At 70.6% G+C, this 19,878-nt stretch carries 21 protein-coding genes; 8 read left to right on the forward strand and 13 right to left on the reverse strand.

Annotated elements, in window-relative coordinates; genetic code table 11:
• Positions 1-17 precede the first annotated feature (17 nt).
• Together IE226_RS05320 and IE226_RS05325 are read right to left on the reverse strand one after the other, a co-directional pair.
• A complete protein-coding gene (locus tag IE226_RS05320) occupies positions 18-1,169 on the reverse strand; it encodes a serine hydrolase domain-containing protein (RefSeq protein WP_229870511.1) in 1,152 nt (383 codons plus the stop codon).
• Between the two features lie 210 nt (positions 1,170-1,379).
• Entirely contained in the window at positions 1,380-2,960 is a 1,581-nt protein-coding gene (locus IE226_RS05325) for a hypothetical protein (protein WP_190079820.1), read from the reverse strand.
• 242 nt (positions 2,961-3,202) lie between these two features.
• On the opposite strand from IE226_RS05325, the gene IE226_RS05330 reads away from it, so the two are divergent.
• Together IE226_RS05330 and thpR are read left to right on the forward strand one after the other, a co-directional pair.
• Entirely contained in the window at positions 3,203-3,808 is a 606-nt protein-coding gene (locus IE226_RS05330; RefSeq protein WP_190079821.1) for a hypothetical protein, read from the forward strand.
• An 81-nt stretch (positions 3,809-3,889) separates the two neighbouring features.
• Positions 3,890-4,528, forward strand: coding sequence for an RNA 2',3'-cyclic phosphodiesterase (thpR, locus tag IE226_RS05335; RefSeq protein ID WP_190079822.1), 639 nt, complete (start codon positions 3,890-3,892; stop codon positions 4,526-4,528).
• Here the strand turns inward: thpR and IE226_RS05340 are convergent.
• Positions 4,489-5,106: a CGNR zinc finger domain-containing protein gene (locus tag IE226_RS05340; protein WP_190079823.1), complete on the reverse strand. Its 618-nt coding sequence runs from the start codon at positions 5,104-5,106 to the stop codon at positions 4,489-4,491. The two genes, thpR and IE226_RS05340, sit on opposite strands and share 40 nt — an antisense overlap.
• 158 nt (positions 5,107-5,264) lie before the next feature.
• Between IE226_RS05340 and IE226_RS05345 the strand changes: the two genes are divergently transcribed.
• Positions 5,265-6,008: a metallophosphoesterase gene (locus IE226_RS05345; RefSeq protein WP_190079824.1), complete on the forward strand. Its 744-nt coding sequence runs from the start codon at positions 5,265-5,267 to the stop codon at positions 6,006-6,008.
• A 194-nt stretch (positions 6,009-6,202) separates the two neighbouring features.
• Here IE226_RS05345 and IE226_RS05350 read toward each other — a convergent pair whose 3' ends face one another.
• The gene (locus IE226_RS05350; protein WP_190079825.1) at positions 6,203-6,391 is read right to left on the reverse strand and encodes an antitoxin; all 189 of its coding nucleotides are present in this window, start codon (positions 6,389-6,391) and stop codon (positions 6,203-6,205) included.
• Positions 6,392-6,466: 75 nt separating this feature from the next.
• Positions 6,467-6,976: a MarR family winged helix-turn-helix transcriptional regulator gene (locus IE226_RS05355; RefSeq protein ID WP_190079826.1), complete on the reverse strand. Its 510-nt coding sequence runs from the start codon at positions 6,974-6,976 to the stop codon at positions 6,467-6,469.
• Between the two features lie 127 nt (positions 6,977-7,103).
• Here IE226_RS05355 and IE226_RS05360 point away from each other — a divergent pair, with 127 nt between their 5' ends.
• Positions 7,104-7,556 carry a Rid family hydrolase gene (locus IE226_RS05360; RefSeq protein ID WP_190079827.1) on the forward strand — a complete coding sequence of 151 codons (453 nt, stop codon included), beginning with the start codon at positions 7,104-7,106 and terminating at the stop codon, positions 7,554-7,556.
• Positions 7,557-7,577: 21 nt separating this feature from the next.
• Here the strand turns inward: IE226_RS05360 and IE226_RS05365 are convergent, their stop codons facing one another.
• The 7 genes from IE226_RS05365 to IE226_RS05395 all read right to left on the reverse strand — a co-directional run bounded on the left by IE226_RS05365 (position 7,578) and on the right by IE226_RS05395 (position 15,970).
• Positions 7,578-8,618 (reverse strand): LacI family DNA-binding transcriptional regulator, encoded by a 1,041-nt coding sequence (locus IE226_RS05365; protein WP_190079828.1) that lies wholly within the window; start codon positions 8,616-8,618, stop codon positions 7,578-7,580.
• A gap of 62 nt (positions 8,619-8,680) precedes the next feature.
• Entirely contained in the window at positions 8,681-11,119 is a 2,439-nt protein-coding gene (locus IE226_RS05370) for a glycoside hydrolase family 3 C-terminal domain-containing protein (RefSeq protein ID WP_190079829.1), read from the reverse strand.
• Between the two features lie 56 nt (positions 11,120-11,175).
• On the reverse strand, positions 11,176-12,927 hold the full coding sequence (locus IE226_RS05375) for a discoidin domain-containing protein (protein ID WP_190079830.1): 1,752 nt from the start codon (positions 12,925-12,927) through the stop codon (positions 11,176-11,178).
• A 136-nt stretch (positions 12,928-13,063) separates the two neighbouring features.
• Positions 13,064-14,155 (reverse strand): DUF1996 domain-containing protein, encoded by a 1,092-nt coding sequence (locus tag IE226_RS05380; RefSeq protein WP_190079831.1) that lies wholly within the window; start codon positions 14,153-14,155, stop codon positions 13,064-13,066.
• 582 nt (positions 14,156-14,737) lie between these two features.
• Positions 14,738-15,091: a hypothetical protein gene (locus IE226_RS05385; RefSeq protein WP_190079832.1), complete on the reverse strand. Its 354-nt coding sequence runs from the start codon at positions 15,089-15,091 to the stop codon at positions 14,738-14,740.
• A 218-nt stretch (positions 15,092-15,309) separates the two neighbouring features.
• On the reverse strand, positions 15,310-15,618 hold the full coding sequence (locus tag IE226_RS05390; protein WP_190079833.1) for a hypothetical protein: 309 nt from the start codon (positions 15,616-15,618) through the stop codon (positions 15,310-15,312).
• 121 nt (positions 15,619-15,739) lie between these two features.
• Positions 15,740-15,970, reverse strand: coding sequence for a hypothetical protein (locus IE226_RS05395; protein ID WP_190079834.1), 231 nt, complete (start codon positions 15,968-15,970; stop codon positions 15,740-15,742).
• Positions 15,971-16,095: 125 nt separating this feature from the next.
• Here IE226_RS05395 and IE226_RS05400 point away from each other — a divergent pair, with 125 nt between their 5' ends.
• Both IE226_RS05400 and IE226_RS05405 read left to right on the forward strand, forming a co-directional pair.
• A complete protein-coding gene (locus IE226_RS05400; RefSeq protein ID WP_190079835.1) occupies positions 16,096-17,109 on the forward strand; it encodes a YdcF family protein in 1,014 nt (337 codons plus the stop codon).
• Between the two features lie 153 nt (positions 17,110-17,262).
• On the forward strand, positions 17,263-17,511 hold the full coding sequence (locus IE226_RS05405) for a chaplin (RefSeq protein ID WP_190079836.1): 249 nt from the start codon (positions 17,263-17,265) through the stop codon (positions 17,509-17,511).
• 86 nt (positions 17,512-17,597) lie between these two features.
• Here IE226_RS05405 and IE226_RS05410 read toward each other — a convergent pair whose 3' ends face one another.
• Positions 17,598-18,425 carry a LysR family substrate-binding domain-containing protein gene (locus IE226_RS05410; protein WP_190079837.1) on the reverse strand — a complete coding sequence of 276 codons (828 nt, stop codon included), beginning with the start codon at positions 18,423-18,425 and terminating at the stop codon, positions 17,598-17,600.
• A 58-nt stretch (positions 18,426-18,483) separates the two neighbouring features.
• Here IE226_RS05410 and IE226_RS05415 point away from each other — a divergent pair, with 58 nt between their 5' ends.
• Both IE226_RS05415 and IE226_RS05420 read left to right on the forward strand, forming a co-directional pair.
• The gene (locus tag IE226_RS05415) at positions 18,484-18,882 is read left to right on the forward strand and encodes a DUF5997 family protein (protein ID WP_190079838.1); all 399 of its coding nucleotides are present in this window, start codon (positions 18,484-18,486) and stop codon (positions 18,880-18,882) included.
• 154 nt (positions 18,883-19,036) lie between these two features.
• Positions 19,037-19,807: a YqjF family protein gene (locus IE226_RS05420; RefSeq protein ID WP_190079839.1), complete on the forward strand. Its 771-nt coding sequence runs from the start codon at positions 19,037-19,039 to the stop codon at positions 19,805-19,807.
• The last annotated feature ends 71 nt before the right edge of the window (positions 19,808-19,878 follow it).

The following is a 19,878-nucleotide window of genomic DNA, read 5'->3' on the forward strand; positions in this document are numbered from 1 at the left end:
CCACCCCCGATGACCACTCAGCCCTGACAGAACTCGGCCTCGACAGCCGCGTCCTCCAGCTTCTGCTCGCCCCAGTCGCCGTTGCGGTTCATGGTCATCACGTGCCGGCCGTCCGCCGAAGCCACCGTCCTGGTCGCGGATCCGGGGATCATGCCGCCGTGGCCCCACACCCAGCAGTCCTCGGCGAGCTTGAAATGCCGGATGCCCGGGCCGTAGCCGTCCTCGGGACCGCCGTGCCCCTTGTCGCCGTCCACCGGCACCGCGTCGAGCAACTCCCGCTGCTGGGCGGCGGGGAGCAGCTTGCCGCCAAGGAGCTCCGACAGGAAGGTGTTCACGTCGCCGACGGTCGAGATCATCTGGCCGGCGGAGAAGGCCACCGTGGGGCTGAACTCCGTGACGTCGTACACCCCGGGCCGCGGCCCGTCCGCGAAGAGCGTGGAGTAGTGCGTCGCATGCGGTGCGGGGAGCCGGGGCGAGGCGCCGGGCACCCGGGTGCCGTGCAGGGCGAGCGGTTCGATGATCAGGCGCTCGACCGCCTTCTCGTAGCTGCCGCGGGTGACCTTCTCGATGATCATTCCGGCGAGTATGTAGTTGGTGTCGGAGTAGTCCCACTCTCCCGGCTCGCCGGGCCTGCTGCCCTGCTCCGGCTGGAAGTTGGGCGGATGGGCGAGAGCTATGTCCACCAGATCGGTGGGGGCCCACCGGTTGTAACGGTTCTTGTCGAACTCCTCACCGGCGTACAGAGCACGGAACTTCTCGTCGCTGTTGTAGTCGAAGATCCCGCTGGTGTGGTTGAGCAGATGCCGCACGGTGATGGCGCCCGGCCGGTAACCCTTGGCGCGCACCACGCCGGGCAGCCATTTCTCGAGGCTGTCGTCCAGCGAGAGTTTTCCTTTGGCCTCGAGCTTGAGCAGGACCGTGGCGGTGAAGGTCTTGGTCACGCTGGCGATGCGGAACTTCTCTTCGATGCTGCGCGGGTGGCCGGTGGAAAGGTCACTGACACCCGCCCGCCCGTTCCACTCCCGGTGGCCGTCGCGCACGCCGGCGATCACACCCGGCGTGCCCTGCTCCACGATGTCGTTCAGTGCTGCCTGCGTCCGCTCAGGTAATCGCGGACTTTCGCGGCGGGATTCGGCGACGGCAGGCACGGCGACAAGAAGCGAAGCCACCACGGCAAAGACGGCTGACAGACGGCGCGTTGACCGGAATTTACTCATGACAACAGCTGACCAGCCACGCACACCGTGCACCATCGGGGAAGCCCCGGAGATCGCTCGGGGACCGTCTCGGGGACCAGTCAGGGGTGCGCCTCGGGGTCGGCTTCGTATCGACCCGTCAGTCTCGCCGGTCTCGTCAATCCGTTCAGACCCGTCAGGCAGTCAGAGCGTGGCGAACACCCGCCGGAACAGGTCCAGGGCCTCATCGGCCCAGCCCAGGACGTTCAGGGCCGAACCCACGTTCGCCGGCGGCCGGTTGACCAGCGTGTCATGGCGGATGAGCCGGTCGAAGTCCACGAGGACCGGGCCCTGGCGGGGCGTGCTCGCGTCGGGGCGGAAGAACTGGACGCCCGCGAGCCGCATCACGTTGATCACCTCCTGGGCGAGAATCCCGTACCCGACCGTCGTGGGGTGCACACCGTCGAGCGAGAACAGCCCGCCGTCGGCGCGCCGTCCGTTCTTGCTCACGAGGAAGTGGGAGTTCGGCGGTGGCGACAGCGCCTGCAGCGCCGACGGCAGTGGATAGGGCTGCCACCAGTCCGGGCGCGCCAGCGGGTCCTCGGCGTACCGGCGCGACGCCAGCCGGTCCATCAGGCCGCTGGTCTCCAGCAGATACCAGTCCTTCCCCTTGATCCGGGCAGTCAGGACCGTCTCCGTGATCGCGTCGTTGTACGCGTCGATCGCGTCGTCCACCTGTCGCGCCTGCTCCGCGGTGATGTTCGGGTCCCTGCCCTTGTCGAAGTCGCTGTCCTTGATCCACGGCCGGGTGTAGTAGGGGAAGTAGCGCGAACCCGGCTCGGTCTTGCCCGCCACGCCGCGCGCCATCGGCGCGATGGTCACGTGCGGAACCGTGCACCAGATGACGTGGCGCGCCTTGATGCCGGCGACCTGCGCGGCGACCTTGCGCAGCTCGGAGATGAAGTGCTTCGGCCGCCAGACGGTGAAGCGCCGCTTGCCGTCCAGGTCGTCGAAGCCGGAGTCCTCGCTCCACACCACACGGAGTTCGGTCACCGCCCGCAGCGCGTTGTTCGCACCGAGGAAGACGACCAGCGTCTCGATGCCGTGCGGGGAGCCGGAGCCGTCGGTGTCCTTGCCGAGCTCGGCCGCCGCCCCCAACTGGGTCAGGGCGCCCGCCGCTTCGGGCCGCGTGGGCAGCACCCGCAGGGCGGCGCGCTCCCCGGCGTTCTGCACGATCTGATTCACCAGATCGTCCTTGGGCACATCGAGCCGCTTGCGGCACTCGTCCGCCGACTTCGACAGCGCGTCGCGCAGGTCCCACCCGAACACGGCAAGGTTGTGCATGATCGCCGTGGTCGAAGGCACCTTGCTGCCGGGCCCCCGCTCCCAGTAGTCCTCCACCCGGTCCATCACGTTGCGGGCCCGGAACAGGGCGAGCGGCACCTCCCACCAGTCCACGGTCCGCCCGTAGCGGTCCTCCAGGTCGCGCAGGAAGAACTCGAGGTTGAACGGCATTCCGCCGAAGCCCCCGTAGAGGGGATAGCGGAAGCCGGAGGACCATCCCAGCTCGTGCGCGATGATCGCCGGATACGACAGCCCCGTGTTGAAGACGGCCGCGCTCTGGAACCCTTGCGTCAGCGAATCCCCCACCGCGACAAGGCGGTGGCGGGGAGCGCCGGCCCGGTTCGGACTGACCTCGACGCCCAGCTTCGGGTCGCTCACCGGCACCCGCGGGCTCTCGCGTTCGGGTGTCCGCGAGCTCGCACGTCGTACGGAATCGCGCATGATTCCCCCCTTGGCGCCCCACGGCACACTGGCTGCGCCCTCACGCGAGGCCAGTTCCTGCGTAGCAGAGCGCGGGCCCGGGCGGCAGTTCCCCGACGGGAGATACGCAGAACTCGGTGCGGCCCATGAGCTGGATCGCAGGGTCCGACTGTCACGGTTCACGGGTCCGGGGTGTCTCGACGGGCGTCTGCGGAGGGGAGCCGGGGGGCGCGCTGCGACGGGCGTCTGCGAGGGTGTCGGCCATGGATTGCGCTTCGGACACCGGGCCCGGCCGCCACCACGGCACCGGCGCATGGCTGGCCCGGTTCGCCGGCCGGATGCTGGTGGTCTGCCCCGCGTGCGGCGGGCGTGCGCTGGTGGTTCCCCGGCCCGGCCTCCCCGCACCCAGGTACTTCAGTGAGCTGCAGTTCCAGCCACGGCGGCTGGCCTGCGCCGGGTGCGGGGCCGTTGCCGACTGGGAGCCCGAGGTGCGGGGCGCCGGTCTGGTCGGGGTCGTGCTGGGCGGCAGCGAGGACCCGTTCTTCCGGCGGCCGCTGTGGCTGCAGACCCGCTGCGCCGGCGAGATCCTGTGGGCCTACAACGAAGAGCACGCCGCCGAACTGTCCGCCTACGTAGGCGCCCGCTTGCGCGAACGCGACGGAGTGCGGCCGACCATGTCCATGTTCGCGCGGCTGCCGTCGTGGATGAAGAAGTCGCGGCATCGCTCCGCCGTCCTTGCCGGTCTGGAGACACTGCGGGTGCTGGCCGCGCGGTCGGATGCCGCCGACCGTTCCGACGCGGCGCACGAGCGCGGCGACCGGGCCCGGACGCGCGGCAGCCTGTATTTCCGCGGCGGCCCCTACGAGTGAGGGCGTGGTGACCCGTCCGTCGTCGGGATCAGGGCGGGGCCGGTGGCTGTCCGGTCGCCGGGATGCGGTACGAAGTCTTCTGTGAACGAACAGATTCAGCCCGCGACCGTCCGCGTGTTCATCGCACTGGCCCCGCCCGACGACGCGAAGCAGGAACTGGCGCAGGCACTGGGCCCCGCCTATCAGGCGCACCCCCGTATGCGGTGGAACCGCATCGAGGACTGGCACATCACCCTGGCGTTCCTCGGCGAGGTTCCCGACTCGGTGGTCGGGCTCCTGAGCACGCCGCTCGCGCGCCTCGCAGCCGCCCGCCCTCCCCTCACGCTTGAGCTGCGCGGTGGCGGGCACTTCGACGAGCGGGTGCTGTGGAGCGGAATCGGCGGGGACCTCGATGAGCTGCATCAGCTCGCCACCGAGGTGCGTGGCGTCATCGACGACTGCGGACTGCCCCCGTCGGATCGGCCGTTCCGGCCGCATCTGACGCTGGCCCGCGCCCGCCGGGACACCCCGTCATGCGTGGTGGCGGCCGCTGACGGGCTCGCCGGGTTCACCGGCAGGCCGTGGCAGGCCGGGCGTCTGCATCTGGTCGCGAGCAACTTCGGCCGCGGTCCGGGGCCCATCCGCTACCGCGACGTCGGTGCCTGGGATTTCAGCGGTCGTGCCGAGGACACCGGCCCTCGTCACGACGGCGCGGAGCCGCCCTCGGGGGCCACGCGATGACGCCGGTAGTGGCGGGCCGCTCGGGCCCTGTTTCCGCATGAGGCCTTGCACCACTCCTGCCGGCCGTGGCTCTTGACGAAGTAGCGCACGCACCGGGGCGCCGTACAGGCGCGCAGCTGCTCGCGATGCGGGCCGCTCAGAAAGTCGACCGCGGCGCGGGCCAAGGCTGCCACGAGGGCGGTGTGCGGGTCGTCCTGCGCCGTCAGCAGCCGTGTGGCGGGGGTTCCTTCGCGTGGCCACTCCAGCTGCGGGGCGATCAGTTCGCGGGCGGCGCTCGTGTTGAGGCGGGCCAGCGCCTCTTCGGCGGGCATCAGGCGTTGGGCGTCCGCCGGGCTGGGCGGTGCGGGGCTGACCGCGCGCGCGAACAACGCCCTTACCGCACGCCGCAGTTCGATGATCGTCTGCCTGAGCTCCTCGTCCGCCGTGAGGTCCGCGGCCCGGACGTGAGGGGGCAGCAGGCCCTCCTGCGCCCGGATCCAGCGGGTGGCGTCCTCGACCGTGGCCAGGTCGTCGGCGACCCCGCCGTCCCCGTCGTGGCGGATCGTGCTCGCCAGTTCCAGTGCCGGCCAGCGCTCCACGGGGCGTCTCCTCTTCCTCCGCCCGTCTCCGGGCGCTGCCGTGAGCCTCTTGATCGCATTCGCGGCACACTCTACTGTCCTAACGGAAAACTGAAAACTTCCGTTAGTCATGCGAGGCGGGCACCCGCGCCGCGCATCCGCAAGGAGGAGACCGAGCGATGACAGCGTTGCTTGCCCAGATCAGCGACCTGCACCTCGACGGCAGTGAACGGGCGACCCGTCGCGCCACGCACGTCATGAACTATCTGCGCGACCTGCCTCGCCCGGTGGACGCCCTCCTGGTCACCGGGGACATCGCCGACCACGGCGACGAAGCCGAGTACGAGGAAGCGGCCCGGATCCTGGCCGCGCCCTTCCCGGTCCTCACCTGTCCCGGCAATCACGACGCGCGCCCCGCCTACCGCAAGGCCCTGCTCGGCCAGGCGCCCGGCGAGGGCCCCACCAACGAGGTCCACCACATCGCGGGCACGGCCATCTTGATGTGCGACTCCACCATTCCCGGCCGCGACGAGGGGCTCCTGGACGCGGAGACTCTCGCCTGGATCGACACCACCCTGGCCGCACTGCCCGACGGCACCCCGGCGCTGCTCGCCTTCCACCAGCCGCCCGTCGAGCTCCATCACCCACTGCCCGACGCGTACACCCTCCAGCAGCCCGAACAGCTCGCCGCGCTGCTCGAAGCGCACCCGCAGGTGGCCGCCGTCCTCACCGGCCACGCCCACACCGCGGCCGCCAGCACGTTCGCCGCCCGCCCGCTGATCGTCGGCCCCGCCATCACCTGGACGCTGCGGCTGCCCTGGGAGGGCGACAAGCCCGCGGACCGCGAACAGCCGCCCGGCCTCGCCTTCCACATCCTGGACGACAACCACCGTCTGACCACGCACTACCGCGTTTTGCCCTAGGTCATCCCCCGGTCATCCCCTCAACCCTCACCCTGGACCTGACCTTTAGCCCTGGCAGGAAGGCCGAACGCCCCGCCCCCTCTCCGGCATCACTCGGAGACGGGGGCGGGGCGGCAGCGCTGCAGCCACAGCGCGGATGGAAGATCCCAGGCTAGCGGCGGGCACTGACAATGCGGGCTGAGGGCGGGCTGAGGCTACGACTGCGGGGGCTGGCCCTGGTCCCTGCCGAACTGGTCCTTCAGCTTGTCCTGCGCGGTGTCGACCTGGCTGGAGTACTTCCCCCGGGTCCTGTCGTCGACGAAGTCACCCGCCTTGTCCACTCCCGTCCCGGCCTTGTCCTCGTGGCCCTTGAGCATCTGCTTGAGCTTGTCCATGACTGACATGGGCCAACCACCTCTCTGTGTCTCCCCCACATCCAGGCTCACATCGCACGGCGTGTTCCGCATCCCGTGGCGCCGTCAGCCGAAGTCGTCGGGGACGATGCGGAGCTTCTCGGCGATGCGGGCCAGGGCCTTCTGGTCGGTCGCGTCGAGCGAGTCGAGCACGATCCGGCGCACGGCACGCAGGTGGGTGGGCGCCGCCCGGTCCACGATGTCGTAGCCGGCGTCGGTGAGTTCGGCGAGGGTGTAACGGCCGTCGGCCGGGTCGGGTGTCCGTGCGACCCAGCCGCGCTGTTCACAGCGTTTGACGACGTTGGACAGGCGGGAGAGCGAGCCGCTGGCGAGGAAGGCGAGCTCTCCCATCCGCAGCTTGCGCTGCGGCGCCTCGGAGAGATGGCTGAGCACGAGGTACTCGAACAGGGTGAGGCCGTGTTCCTGCCGCAACGGCGACTCCAGCTTGGCCGGCAGCAGCAGGACCAGGGAGATCAGCCCCGTCCACGCCGTCTTCTCCTGCTCGTCGAGCCATCGCAGTTCCTCGCCGTCCTCGTGCCCGCCCGCGCCGCCCGCAGGCCCTCCCGTGCTGCTCATGGAATTTCCCAACCCTCCGGCGAAGCCCGCCGTCACTTTACGCTTGAAGTCATTGCTGCTAGTTTCACTTTACGCGTGAAGTCATACCAGTGGACACGCACCCCTGTGGACAGGAAGAGGGAGCATCATGAGCACCGTCACCTTCGGCGTCACCCCGGGCTTCGGCGAGAAGCTGCACAAGGCCCTCGGCTACAGCGGGGCCGTCCGCGTCGGCGATCGGGTCGAGATCTCCGGCCAGGCCGGGGTGGACGACGACCTGGTCATCCCCGACTCGCTGGAAGACGAGATCATCCAGGCTTTCGACAACGTGGAGCGCACGCTCGCCACGGTCGGCGCGACATGGAAGGACGTCATACACGTCAACTCGTACCACAAGGTCGCACCGGGAGTTGACGTCATCGGCGACGACCACAACACGGTCATGGCCGAACAGTTCCGCCGCCGCCTCGGCGGTCGCGCGCCGATCTGGACGGAGACCGGCGTCACGGTCCTCGGCCTCGCCGCCATGCGCGTGGAGATCCGCGTCACCGCCATCGTCGGCTCCGGGGACCGACCCGGCACCTCCGGTGCGCAGAGGTGAGACTCAGGAGCGGTTCAGCCCCTAAGCCGACTCGCGCACCACGAGTTCCGGCTCGAAGATCACCGAGGTGGGGTCGGTCCGTACGCCCTCGATCTGTTCCTGCAACAGCCGGGCCATCTCCGCGCCCATCTCCTCGACCGGCTGGCGCACCGTCGTCAGCGGGGGCACACAGGTGACCGCGACACTGGAGTCGTCGAACCCGACCACCGCCACGTCCTGGGGGGTCCGCTTGCCCGCTTCCCTCAGGGCCTGGCACACCCCTTGCGCCATCAGGTCGTTGGCGGCGAACACCCCGTCGATGTCCGGATGCCCGGCCAGCAGCCCGCGCATCGCCCTCGCCCCGCTCTCCAGGGTGAACCCGCCCTCGGCGACGGGGATGTAGGGCTGACCGCCGCGCTCCATGCCGTCCTGGAACCCGGCCAGGCGCTCACGCCCCGCGGGGATGTCCAGCGGTCCCGAGACGGTCGCCACCCGCCGGCAGCCGCGGGCAAGGAGATGATCGGCGGCCAGCCGCGCCCCGTCCCGGTGCGCGAAATCGACGAACGTGACACGGGCCCGCAGTGCGGGGCGGGCGAAGAACACCGCGTGCAGCCGTGCTTCGGCAAGCAACTCCGGCAGCGGGTCCCTGGCATGGGTCGAGACGACCAGGGCGCCGTCCGCGTTGCCCTGGCGCAGATAGGTCAGTACCTGTCGGCGGGCGTCCTCCGTCTCGGCGAACATCAGCACCGGATGCATGCCGCGCGGCCGCAGGAAGCCCACCACCCCGCTGACGGCACGGCCGAAGAACGGGTCGGCGAACACCCGCGCGGCAAAGGCGTTCTGCGCCGTGTCGGAGTGGTCGCCGGCGCCCGAGACGACCAGGGCGATGGTGCCCGCGCGCTGGGTCACCAGGGAGCGCGCCGCCCGGTTGGGCGCGTAGCCCGTGCGCTCGATGGCCGCGTTGACCACGTCCTGGATGGCGGGGGCGACATTGCGCACGCCGTTGACCACCCGGGAGACGGTGGCGCGAGAGACCCCCGCTTCGCGCGCCACGTCCTCCAGCGTCGGCATCTGTCTGTCCATCCGGGAACCCTAACGCCCCGCCTCCGGGCGTCATAGAGCGCTCTCCCATGCCCGCGCGTCCGCTAGGCGCAACCGTCCGGCCCGCGTACCGTCGCCGCCAGCGCCAGATCACCGGCGCTGCGCCCGGCGAGAATCCGCCAGCATCCCTCCTCGGTCCGCCAGGCACCCTCCTCCGTATCCCAGTGCCGCAGCATCCTCGCCGGGATCCGAACCGCTGCCGTCACCCGCTCCCCCGGCTCCGCCCGCACCGCCGTGAATCCCGCGAGCCAGCGGACCGGACGCTCCACCGCGGAATCGGGCCGCGCGAGATAGACCTGCACCACCTCGCGCCCCGGCCGCGTGCCCGTGTTGCGCAGCCGCACCTCGGCGAGCATCGCTCCCGCCCCGCCGTTCGTGCGCGTGACCCGGAGCTGGTCATAGCTCCAAGTGGTATAGCCCAGGCCATGACCGAACCAGTACGCGGGTGCGCGCCCGGCCCGCAGCCAGGCCCGGTAGCCGATGTGCAGGCCCTCCTCGTAAGCGAGCCGGCCGTCCTGCGGGCGGGTCTGCGTGACCGGGGCGTCCGCGAGGGCCGCTCCCCATGTGGTGGGCAGTCGGCCGCCCGGTTCGCTCTCTCCGAGGAGGACGTCGGCGAGCCCGGTCCCCGCCTCCTGTCCGGGGAACCACGAGAGCAGCACCGCCCCGGCCTCCTCCCGCCACGGCAGTTCCACGGGGCCGCCCGAGTTGACGACGACCACGGTGCGCGGATTGGCGGCGGCGACCGCGGAGACCAGTTCGTCCTGGCGGCCGGGAAGAGTCAGCGAGGTGCGGTCGTGCCCCTCGGCCTCGCTGCCCTCGGTGGTGCCGACCACGACGACGGCCACGTCCGCCTGCCGGGCGGCCTCGACCGCCTCGGACAGCGCCTGTTCCGGGTCGGGTTCGGGCGCCGCGGCCGTCACGACGACGGCACGGCCGGTGCCGGGGGCCAGCTCCCTGCGTGCCACCACATGGGCGGCCTTCCCGCCCTCGAGCCAGACCGAGGCGTGCCGGCGCGGCGGGTCGAGGTGAATGACCGCGGGGTCCTCGGTCTCCCGCGCGAACTCACCCTCAACCACCAGCTGTCCGTCCACCGCGAGGCTCATCCGGCCGTAACCGCCCACCCCGAACGTCCACTTGCCGTCGCAGGCCGGACGCACCAGCGCGCTGATCTCCACGGTGTGCGCCTCCGGCCCGACCGGCGGCTCCAACTGCCGCCCGGACAGGCGGTGTTCGGCGTACAGCTCGCGGCCGTGCGCTGTCAGTACGCGCAACAGCACGCCCGGCTCTCCGGTGAGCGGGTTCTCGCAGCGGGCGGGATCGAGCGGCAGGGGCAGCCCGCCCGGGTCCGGGCCCGGTGCGTGCAGCACCCTGGTCCGCCCGGACAGCCGGGCCCGGATGCCGTCCAGCGGGGTGACCACGTCCGACGGGAAGACTCCGGCGCTGCCTCCGCCCTGGAGGCGCGGCGTCGAGGCGTGCCGTCCGATGACGGCCACGCTCCGCAGTGCGGAGGCGTCCAGGGGCAGGACATCTTCGTTGCGCAGCAGCACCGTGCCGGCCGCGACGGCCCGGCGCAGCAAACGGCGGGCGGTGCCGCCCGGCCGGGCGTGCGCCGGGAGGCCGCGTCCGCTGCCGAGTGCGCCGACGCGATCGGCCAGGGTGAGCAGGCGCACCACTTTGTCGTCGATCGCCTCCTCCAAAACGCTTCCGCCGCGGACCGCCGCCACCAGAGCCGCGCCCCACGGGCTCTCCGGTCCCGGCATCGCGAGGTCCTGGGCCGCCGCGGCGCTCTCGGCCGTCAGCCGCACGGCGCCCCAGTCGGAGACGACGGCCCCGTCGAAACCCCACTCTCCCTTCAGTGGTTCGGCAAGGAGTTCATGGGCGGTCATCGTCGTGCCGTTGACCCCGTTGTACGCGCTCATGACGAGCCAGACGCCCGCGCGGACGGCGGCCTCGAACGGGGCCAGATACACCTCGCGCAGCGTCCGCTCGTCCACCCGTACGTCCAAAGTGAGGCGTTCGGTCTCCGAGTCGTTGGCCACGTAATGCTTGGCCGTCGCGGCGACACCGTGCGCCTGGATGCCGCGGATCAGGGCGACTCCCGTACGCGCGGCCAGCTCCGGGTCTTCGGCCAGGCACTCGAAGTGGCGCCCTCCCAGCGGGGTGCGGTGGAGGTTCAAGGTGGGCGCCAGGACCGCGTGCACCTTCTTGCGCAGGGCCTCCAGGGCGAGCAGCTCGCCGAGTTCACCGGCCAGCTGCTCGTCCCACAGGGAACCCAGGGCGGAGGCCGAGGGCAGGAGCAGCGAGGGCCGGCGCTCGTCCCACTCCTCACCCCGCACACCGGCGGGACCATCCGAGAAGACCATCTCCCGTAGCCCTATCGCTGGTTCGGCACGGGTGCGCCACACCGTGGCTCCCGTCAGCAGACCCACCTTGCGCACCAGGTCGAGCGTGCCCACCAGCTTCAGCAGTTCGTCCCGCGTCATCGCTTGCTCCTCCTGCCCCCGACGGGAAGCGGCGCCGGCCTCAGATCACGTGCGGATCACTTGTAGACGCCGAATTCGTAGAGCGAGTAGCCGTACCCGGTGCCTCGCTGTGTTCCGTTGACCCGCACGTAGCGCCCGGAGCCGCTCACATCGAAGTCGTCGACGCCGCCGTTGCCCGCGCTCACCTCGTGCACGGTCCTCCAGTCCCTTCCGTTGTCGGACGTCTGGATCGTGTACGCCTTCGCGTACGAGGTCTCCCAGTTGAGCTGGACGTGCTTGAAGGAGGTGGTGGAGCCCAGGTCGACCTGGAGCCACTGCGGGTCGCTCCAGTCGCTGGCCCAGCGCGTGCCGTTCTTGCCGTCGACGGCGTTCGCGGCGGTGCACGGGCAGTCGCCGCTGCCGGGCTGGAAGGAGGAGGCGGTCGCGGGCTTGCCCAGGGCGATGTTCGTGCCGTCGACCGGCGGCGGCACGATCCGCACGGAGCGTGTCTCGATACCGACGTTGCCCTTGCCGTCACTGACCTTGACGTAGATCTTCCAGACGCCCGGCTTGTCCGGGGCGGTGACCTTCAGGCGGCCCGAGCCCTGGTCCGTGACGGACAGCGGGGTGAGGTCCTTGCTCTTGTCGATGTACATGCTGTTGGCGAGCACTTCGTAGGAGAGCGCGTCGCCGTCCGGGTCGCCGGCCTTGGCGGTCAGGGTGAGCGGGGCGCCCGCCGGGACCTTGCCCGCGTCCCCGTCGACGGTCAGCTCCGAGATGACCGGCGGGGTGTTGTCACCGGCGGTGCTGCCCTTGTAGGCCTTCTTCACGGCGTAGTACGCGAGTCGCTTCTGGCCGGCGGGGAGCAGGTTGAACCAGACGCCGCCGAAGTCGTACTCCGTGCCGTAATGGAACATCGTGGCGCCGAGCGCGACGCCCCGGTGGCCGGTGACGCAGTTCCAGGCCTTGGTGTACCCGGCTGCCTTCGCCTGGTCGGTGGGCTCCTCGGGGACACCGTTGGCGTCGTCGGGGACTTCCCACTCGCCCGCGGGCCCGGATTCGGTGACGATGTAGGGCTTGGTGTACCCGCCCTTCTCCCAGTCGGCCTTGATGTCGCACGCGGCGTCATAGGAGTTGACCGCGTAGAGATCGAGGTCGGGGGCGTTCTTCTTGTAGTAGGGCCATGCCCCGGTCCAGGCGTCGGTGGAGGTGACGGGGTGGTCGGGGTCCACCGCGTGGATCTTCTTGGCGACGTCGTTGACGAAGGTGGTGTAGGCGTCGCGCTGCTTCTCCAGCTCGTCCCCGGCATAGCAGTTCTGCAGTCCGAGCACCGATTCGTTGCCCACGTTCCACATCAGGACACCGGGGTGGTCCTTGTAGGTGTCCACCCACTTGGGGAACTCCTGGAGCATCTGGTTCTTGTACGCGGTGTCCGTCAGGTAGTTGACGCAGCCGCCGCTGCCAGGGCCGCCGCCGGGCTGGAGCCAGAAGCCCGCGACGACCTTGATGCCGTGGGCGGCCGCGGAGTCGAAGAGCGATTTGCTGGAGGCGTCGGTGCCCCAGGTCCGGATGGTGTTCACCCCCATGGACTTCACGTCGGGCATGTACTTGTCGGCGTCGGCGACGGAGGGGCCCCAGGTCAGGCCCTTGACCTGGTAGGGGGAGCCGTCGACGGTGAGCTGCCAGTCGCCTTGCGATCCGGTCACCTTCACGACGCTGCCGGCCGCGAGCGCCTGCTGCGCGGGCAGCACGAGTGCGCCTGCCACGAGCAGGCCGGCGGCCGTGTAGGCCACGAGGCGGGCGGAGGGAGCGGTACCTGGTCTGGGCATGGGGTCTCCAGGGCGAGGGGGGATGAGGGAGTGGGGGTGCGGGCCGGATGCGGGGGTAATGGGCGGGCGAGTGCCTGTGAAGGGCGGCAAGGGGTGAGCTCCGCCCTTCACAGGCCGCCGTCACGCGGTCACGCGGTCACGGCAGTTCGTAGTTCTCGTCGAGCGCCGCGCCCGCCTCGGGGTGCGTCTGGTCATAGCCGCGCGGGTCGCACTGCAGGCCGCCGACGATGCAGTGATCCACCAGCGCCTTCAGCGTCGCGTCGTCCCACGCGTTGAAGAAGTCGTAGTGGAAGGAGTGGCCGGTCCCGCTTGCCAGGCGGACCTTCGACATGTCCCCGTTGACGGGGAACGCCATCTTGAACTCGACCATCGGCAGGGCGACGGGATGACTCGTCGGGCACACGTTGTCGTTGGTGCCGCTCTTGACCACCGGGTAGGACATGTGGCTCTGGTGGTCGGGCGAGTCCAGCGTCTTGCCGTCCCAGCAACTCGGGGCCTGGAAGCGGATGTTCAGCTGCGTGTCACGGCTCGTGGGACAGTTCCGGGGGAAATCGACGTTGAAGTAGCTTTCCCCGCACTCCCACCCCTCGACGAAGCCCGGGTGGTCACGGAACTCCTGCGCGCTCTGCATCGGGCTGCCGACGACGAACCTGAGCCCCTTGGGGAACGGCCGCACGCTCGTGTAGTCCGTGACGCCGGCCTTGTAGTAGATCGTCTGGTCCCCTACGGGCCGGATCTCCTTGTCGCCGTTGTACAGCGTGGGCATCCAGTACGCCGACCTGTCGCCGGGCGCGAGGCACTTGGTGGAGCCGGCGTCCAGAGAGGCCGTGGTGCTGTGCGCGTTCGTCGTGGTGTTGCCCATGAACGTGTGGTCGTGCGACTTGCCGGGCTGACCGGGATAGACGATGGGATCGTCGGGGGCGGTGTGCGTCACCGAGCAGTGCGCCTGGAACTCGTGGAAGTAGCGGTGCGGCGGATTCTCGGCGGCCGCCTGCACGCCGGTGACGGGCGACTTCGCGGGGATGTACCCGTCCGCGTCGGCGTCCTCCGCCGACACGCGGGTGGACGCGGCCATGGCGTGCCCCGCGTGTGCCGCCCGCGCCTCCCGCGTCTGGGGCTGCGATGCGTTGTCGGCGCTCACCGCGATGCCGCCGATGCCGAGTGAGCTCAGTAACAGGGCGCCTGCGATCAGCGCTCCCGAGATTGTTTTCGATCTCCGTGCTGCCATGGAGACCTCCTGCCACGTGAAAAGGGATGGGGGGACCGGCCTGCCGGGAGCCGTGGCCGTGCGCTCCCGGACGCCGGGCATGGGTGGCCGGGGGTGCCGACCGGCCACCCGTAGCCGCGTGTTGTGAGGTGTTGTGCGCGCCCGGATGGATACGGAGCTGGGAGAGCGCTCTCCCGGAGTGTTCCCATCGTGAAGCGAGCGTGTCAAGAGACGGTGAACGACTGCGTGCCGACGGCGGCGGCTCGGCGGCGCGCGACGGACGTACGGGATCGGGGCGCCCCGCGCAGAGCGCGAATCGTCGGGCGCCGACTTCCTTGAGGTCAGCGGGTGTTGAGGAGCGACTGCCGCGAATCCTGCGGGCCCGGCCCAGCACCGCGCGGCAGTTCGGGGCGACTTCCGGGGTCCCGGTCACAAGCGTTGACGTATCGCGGGGGCGGATGCAGGATGCGTTTACGGGAGAGCGCTCTCCGCACCGCACCTCATGCAGCCCTGCCAAGCATCCCTACAGACCGCAGGCCCATCGGGGGGTTGCACCGCTCCCCGATGGGCCTGCACCACGCACTGAAGCGTGTGGACCAGCGCTCACTGAAACGTGTGGACCAGCTGGATCTCGCCGACGATGTGTGCGTTGAAGTCGTCGAGGTCCTCGGCCGGGACCCACAGTTCAAGGATCGTCCTGCCGCCCGCCTGCTGGACGGGGTAACGGCGCAGGAACTCGGAGTCGACCTCGAAGCGCGTGACATGGCCGGAGCCGTCGTGCTTCACGTTCCAGTCCCTCGCGATCTTGATCGCGTAGTCCTCGTTGAGGACGGGATAGAAGATCGGCTGCTCCGGCAGCCGGGGCGGCCAGGCGCGCCAGCCCGAGTCCCGGACCAGTTCCAGCTCCACGGGGCCCGTCGGGCGCCAGAGCGTCGTCGTCGCGGGTGGGCCGGTCATGAGAAATCCACCTCTGTTTCGGGCCGCCGAAGCGGCTGGTCAGGAGGTGGACGATACCGGTGCGGCGAGCAGGCGGGCCACGGCATTTGGTCCGGCAGGGGCGGCGCGGGCGCGGACGTAGGCGTGCGGTTCAGTACGGGGAGGGCCGGGCCTGCATGGGCCGGGCCGGCATGCGCGGGGCCCGCGGCGAAGCCCGGTGAGTCGTCGTCAGGCCGTGGTCAGCCGCCGTCGCACCTGAGGTCGGCGGGCCGCATATAGCCGAGCTTCTGCCCGTTGTCGGTGCGCGAGACCTGCCACAGGGCGTCCGCGCCGCCGCGGGTGCCGTTCACCGGTGTGCCCGGGTCGAGATGGCCGACGATCTCGGTCCACGGGTTGTCCCCGGCGTAGATCGGGGCGTCGGCGCGGGTGGCGAAGCAGGTGCCGCCTGCCGCGGCGGTGCCGCCGAGCATCGGGAGAGTCAGCAGGCTCAGTGCGAGCACGGCCGCGAGTCGCGCCGCGCTCCTGCGGGCCTGTCGGATACGGGGCATGCGGGTCCTCCTTGTACGGGTGGGTGCTCCACGTGTTCGTCCGGAGCGTGCAATGGCGGCGGGGCCGGAACGTGTACGTCCCGGCCCCGCGTGCGTCGCCTCAGAGTTCCTGAGCGCTGGATCAGAGTCCTTGAGTGCTGGAGATGTCGGGGGCGACCACACCGCTGCCCGCGCCGGGCGCCGGCGAGGTGCGGTCGACGAACTGCTCGGCCTCGCCGAGGTCGTCCAGCACCCCCGCGGCGTGGGCGGGGTCCCTCACGTCATCGGTGTCCGCTCCCGGCGGCGGGCTGATCGCGGCGATGACAGCCCCCGCGGCGAGGGAGGCAACGGCCAGTACGCTTCGCTTCTTCATACAGGGGCCAACTCCTGTCGCCCGGAAAGGGCACGGCCTGACCGCGGAGATCACTGAAGCGGACGGCTTCGGTTCCGGTACGGGCCGGGGTCCGCGCGCCGGCGCACGACGCCTACGCTGTGCGGATGTTGGTCTACGCCCCGGCGGCGCTCCTCTTTCTCGTCTTCTGCGTGCGCGTGGTGCGCGAGCGCAGGAAGTTCAGCAATGCCGTGATTCTGGGGCTCGCCGCGCTCTGCGGGCTTGCGGCGTGGGTATTCCAACTGATCAGGCACGGTCCGGCATCGGGTCAGGCGGTCGCGTGGACACTGCTCGTGCTGGGGTCGCTCGGCATCCTCGTACTGACGTGTCTGCTGTTCCTCAACGGCCTGCAGATGGTGCGCAAGGAGGGCAGGAGCCCCACCAACCTGCTCTCACTTCTGGCCGCGTTGTGCATTCTGGCCGTAGTGGGCCTTGTGGTCACGGCGGTGGTCGTGCGGACGCCGGTGTGGATCGGAGTGGGTACGGCGGCCGGCGGTCTCGCCGTCTACCTCTCGTTCCTGTTTCTATGCTTCATCTGCTACGCGTTCCTCTACGGCCGGCTGCGGGTACATCGCAAGGCCGACTACGTGGTGGTACTCGGCTCGGGCCTGATCGGCGGCTCCACCGTGCCGCCCCTGCTGGCCAGCCGTCTCAAGCGGGCGCAAGCGGTGCATGCGCGGCTCGCCGAGCGGGGCGAACCACCGGTGCTGATCGCCTCGGGGGGCCAGGGGCCGGACGAGGACGTACCGGAGTCCCATGCGATGGCCGACTACCTGATCGACCGCGGGTTTCCCGCCGCGCTGATCGAGCGCGAGGACCGCTCGACGACGACCGACGAGAACCTCAAGTACAGCAAGGCGATCATGGAGCAGGCGCGACCGGACTACCGGTGCGTCATCGTCACGAACAACTACCACGCCTTCCGCGCCGCGATCACCGCCCGGCGCACCGGGATCAACGGCCAGGTGGTGGGCTCCCCCACCGCCGCGTACTTCTGGCCCACCGCGACGATCCGCGAGTTCGCCGCGCTCCTGGTCGCCTATCGGCGGACCAACCTGGCCATCTGCCTGCTCCTCGTCCTGGCCGGGGTGCTCGCCTGGTGGGCACAGCAGAACGGCTGAGTGAAGTCCCCGGACGGCCCGTGCCGGCGACACGGCCGAGGTCCCACGAAAGAAGGGCCGGGTTGCCGCGGATGGGTCATGATCGTTTTATCTGCATGCCGAATCGGTGAGGCCTGGGGGTCGAAAGGTCAGTTCCCTCGCCAGGAGGCACCCATGCGTATGCGCACGCTCTTCGCCACCGCCACGCTCGCCACTGTCACCGTCATCGGCGGGGCCGGCACCGCCGTCGCCGACCCTGACCCCGGCGCCAACGCGACCGGCACCGCGGCGAACTCGCCCGGCGTCCTCAGCGGCAACGCCATCCAGGTCCCCGTCGACCTCGACCTCAACCTCTGCGGCAACACCATCGACGTCATCGCGCTGCTGAACCCCGCGTCCGGGAACACGTGCAAGACCAACTGACCAGCTAGCCCCGGAAGCGGCCCCTCCAGGAGCGGTCCCTACAGGAGCGGTCCCACGGGAAGCGGCCACTCGCCCCGTCGCTCACCTCAGCGGCGGGGTTTGCCGCGCTTTCCGCCCTTCGACGCGCCGCCCCAACCGCTGCGCGCGCTCTTGCCGGTCTTCCCCGGCTTGCCAGTCTTCCCCGCCTTCCCGGTCGTCCCCGTCTTCCCGGCCGGCTTGCCCGGCGCGGGCTTGCGGCGGGGGCCGCCCTTGTCGGGGGTCTTGTACTTCGACTGGTCCGCAGTGGGGGCAGCGGACTGGGAGCGGCCCCGTGAGCTGTTGACGGTGCGGCCACGGACGATGCCGATGAAGTCCTCCACCAGGTCCGTGGTCGCGTCCTCGGGCCACGACAGCGCGACCCGCGATTCGGGTGCCTCGGCGAGCGGGCGGTAGGTGAGGTCCTTGCGGTGGTGCAGGCGGGCGAGCGACTGGGGGACGATCAGGACGCCCACCCCTGCTGCCACCAGTTCGATGGCGTCCGCCGTCGTGTCGGGGCGCTCGTTCGCGGGGTGGCCCGGCAGGCCGCTCTCCCAGTCGAGGGTGTCGTCGAGGGGGTGCAGCACGATCTCGTCGGCGAGGTCATCGGGGGACACCTCGTCGACCGCCGCGACGACGTGGTCCTTGGGGATCACCACGACCGTCGTCTCGGCGTAGAGAGGGATCGCGCTGAGGTCCGTGCCGTCGACCGGCAGCCGTACGAAACCCGCGTCGGCGCCGCGGTCCCGCAGCAGCTCGCACGCCTCGCCGGGTGAGACCGCGACCAGGGTCAGCGGCACGTCGGGAAGCCGTTCGTTCCAGATCCGCACCCACTTGGTGGGTGTCACCCCCGGGACATACGCGAGCCTGAACGAAGGGGTTACTTGCGAGTCTGTCACTCCGCCAGGTTACCGGTCGTGGTCGGCGGTAGCTCACATGCTCGATACCCTGGTGACCATGACGTCGCACCAGACCACCCAGACCATGAAGCCCGCGACCGCGGCGAAGAAGCTGGGTGTGTACCTCGAGGCCACCCCCGCCGAATTCCAGGAGGGTGTCGTCTCGCGCACCGAGCTGAACGCCCTGCAGACCGAGCCGCCCGAGTGGCTGCAGGAACTGCGACGCAACGGCCCGCACCCCCGGCCGGTCGTCGCGTCCAAACTCGGGGTGTCCATCGCCGGTCTCGCCCGCGGCGGGATCACCGAGGCCCTCACCACGGAGCAGATCGACGCCCTGAAGTCGGACAACCCGGAGTGGCTGCAGAAGGAGCGCGCCACCCAGGCCGAGGTCCGCAAGGAAGCGGTACGCATCAAGGAGAAGAACGCCGCCGAGCAGGAGCGCCGCTCGGCTTCCTGAGCCGCACCCCGATTCGAGCCCCCGGACCCTGACACGATCAGGCGGGGGCTCGGTCGTGCGCCGCCGCCCCCGGTCAGCGGCGCGCGGGGCGCGCGCCCGCCTGCATGCCCGCCCCCGTGCCGGGCACGGCGAAGGCCCCTGCGATCCTGATGACGTGGTCCGCACTCCCGCCGCCCCGGAACCGATAACCGCCGATCCGCCCGCCGCCGCCTCGACCGAGAACCCGCTGCTCACGCAGTCGTGGCTGGACCTGGCCTTCGTGCACTGGGCCGCGGATCCCGCGGACGTGGCGCCGCTGCTTCCGGCCGGGACGGTGCCCGATCTGCACGACGGGGCGACCTACGTGGGCCTCGTCGCGTTCCGCATGCACCGGGTCGGCTGGTTCCGGCTCCCCGGCATCCCCTATCTGGGTACGTTTCCCGAGACCAATGTCCGCCTCTACTCGGTGGACGCCCATGGCCGCCGCGGCGTCGTCTTCCGCTCCCTGGACGCAGCACGGCTGATTCCGGTCGCGGTCGCGCGCGGCGCCTTCCGGCTGCCGTACCAGTGGTCCCGGATGAGCATCCGGCACAGCGGCGACACCGTCACGTACACGAGTGCCCGGCGCTGGCCCGGGCCGCGGGGCGCGCGCAGCCGGATCACCGTCCGGGTGGGCGAGCGGGTCGAGGAGCCCACCGAGTTCGAGCACTTCCTGACGGCCCGGTGGGGCATGCACAACACGTTCTTCGGGCGGCAGATGTTCCTGCCGAACGCGCATCCGCGCTGGCCGCTGCACCGGGCCGACCTGATCGAGTGCGACGAGGACCTGGTGACCGCCGCGGGCCTGCCCCGGCCGGCCGGTGCCCCGGTGAGCGTGCTGTATTCGCCGGGCGTTCCGGTGCGCTTCGGACGGCCTGCCCGGCCCGGCGGCATCCCGACCCCCTGACACCCGGCCCTACCGCGTACGAGACCGTCCCCGCAGCCGCATCCCGTCCGCCGCACGGCGGGCGGGGCGGG

The sequence above is a fragment of the Streptomyces longisporoflavus genome, from assembly GCF_014649775.1.
GTDB lineage: Bacteria > Actinomycetota > Actinomycetes > Streptomycetales > Streptomycetaceae > Streptomyces > Streptomyces longisporoflavus.

Excerpts from the sequence above, each read along its gene's own strand:
- IE226_RS05330 (WP_190079821.1), top strand. The coding sequence starts at position 3,203 with ATGGATTGCGCTTCGGACACCGGGCCCGGCCGCCACCACGGCACCGGC.
- IE226_RS05385 (WP_190079832.1), bottom strand. The coding sequence starts at position 15,091 with ATGACCGGCCCACCCGCGACGACGACGCTCTGGCGCCCGACGGGCCCC.
- IE226_RS05415 (WP_190079838.1), top strand. The coding sequence starts at position 18,484 with ATGACGTCGCACCAGACCACCCAGACCATGAAGCCCGCGACCGCGGCG.
- IE226_RS05325 (WP_190079820.1), bottom strand. The coding sequence starts at position 2,960 with ATGCGCGATTCCGTACGACGTGCGAGCTCGCGGACACCCGAACGCGAG.
- IE226_RS05365 (WP_190079828.1), bottom strand. The coding sequence starts at position 8,618 with ATGGACAGACAGATGCCGACGCTGGAGGACGTGGCGCGCGAAGCGGGG.
- IE226_RS05370 (WP_190079829.1), bottom strand. The coding sequence starts at position 11,119 with ATGACGCGGGACGAACTGCTGAAGCTGGTGGGCACGCTCGACCTGGTG.
- IE226_RS05345 (WP_190079824.1), top strand. The coding sequence starts at position 5,265 with ATGACAGCGTTGCTTGCCCAGATCAGCGACCTGCACCTCGACGGCAGT.
- IE226_RS05395 (WP_190079834.1), bottom strand. The coding sequence starts at position 15,970 with ATGAAGAAGCGAAGCGTACTGGCCGTTGCCTCCCTCGCCGCGGGGGCT.
- IE226_RS05380 (WP_190079831.1), bottom strand. The coding sequence starts at position 14,155 with ATGGCAGCACGGAGATCGAAAACAATCTCGGGAGCGCTGATCGCAGGC.
- IE226_RS05350 (WP_190079825.1), bottom strand. The coding sequence starts at position 6,391 with ATGTCAGTCATGGACAAGCTCAAGCAGATGCTCAAGGGCCACGAGGAC.
- IE226_RS05355 (WP_190079826.1), bottom strand. The coding sequence starts at position 6,976 with ATGAGCAGCACGGGAGGGCCTGCGGGCGGCGCGGGCGGGCACGAGGAC.
- IE226_RS05405 (WP_190079836.1), top strand. The coding sequence starts at position 17,263 with ATGCGTATGCGCACGCTCTTCGCCACCGCCACGCTCGCCACTGTCACC.
- IE226_RS05360 (WP_190079827.1), top strand. The coding sequence starts at position 7,104 with ATGAGCACCGTCACCTTCGGCGTCACCCCGGGCTTCGGCGAGAAGCTG.
- IE226_RS05390 (WP_190079833.1), bottom strand. The coding sequence starts at position 15,618 with ATGCCCCGTATCCGACAGGCCCGCAGGAGCGCGGCGCGACTCGCGGCC.
- IE226_RS05400 (WP_190079835.1), top strand. The coding sequence starts at position 16,096 with ATGTTGGTCTACGCCCCGGCGGCGCTCCTCTTTCTCGTCTTCTGCGTG.
- IE226_RS05375 (WP_190079830.1), bottom strand. The coding sequence starts at position 12,927 with ATGCCCAGACCAGGTACCGCTCCCTCCGCCCGCCTCGTGGCCTACACG.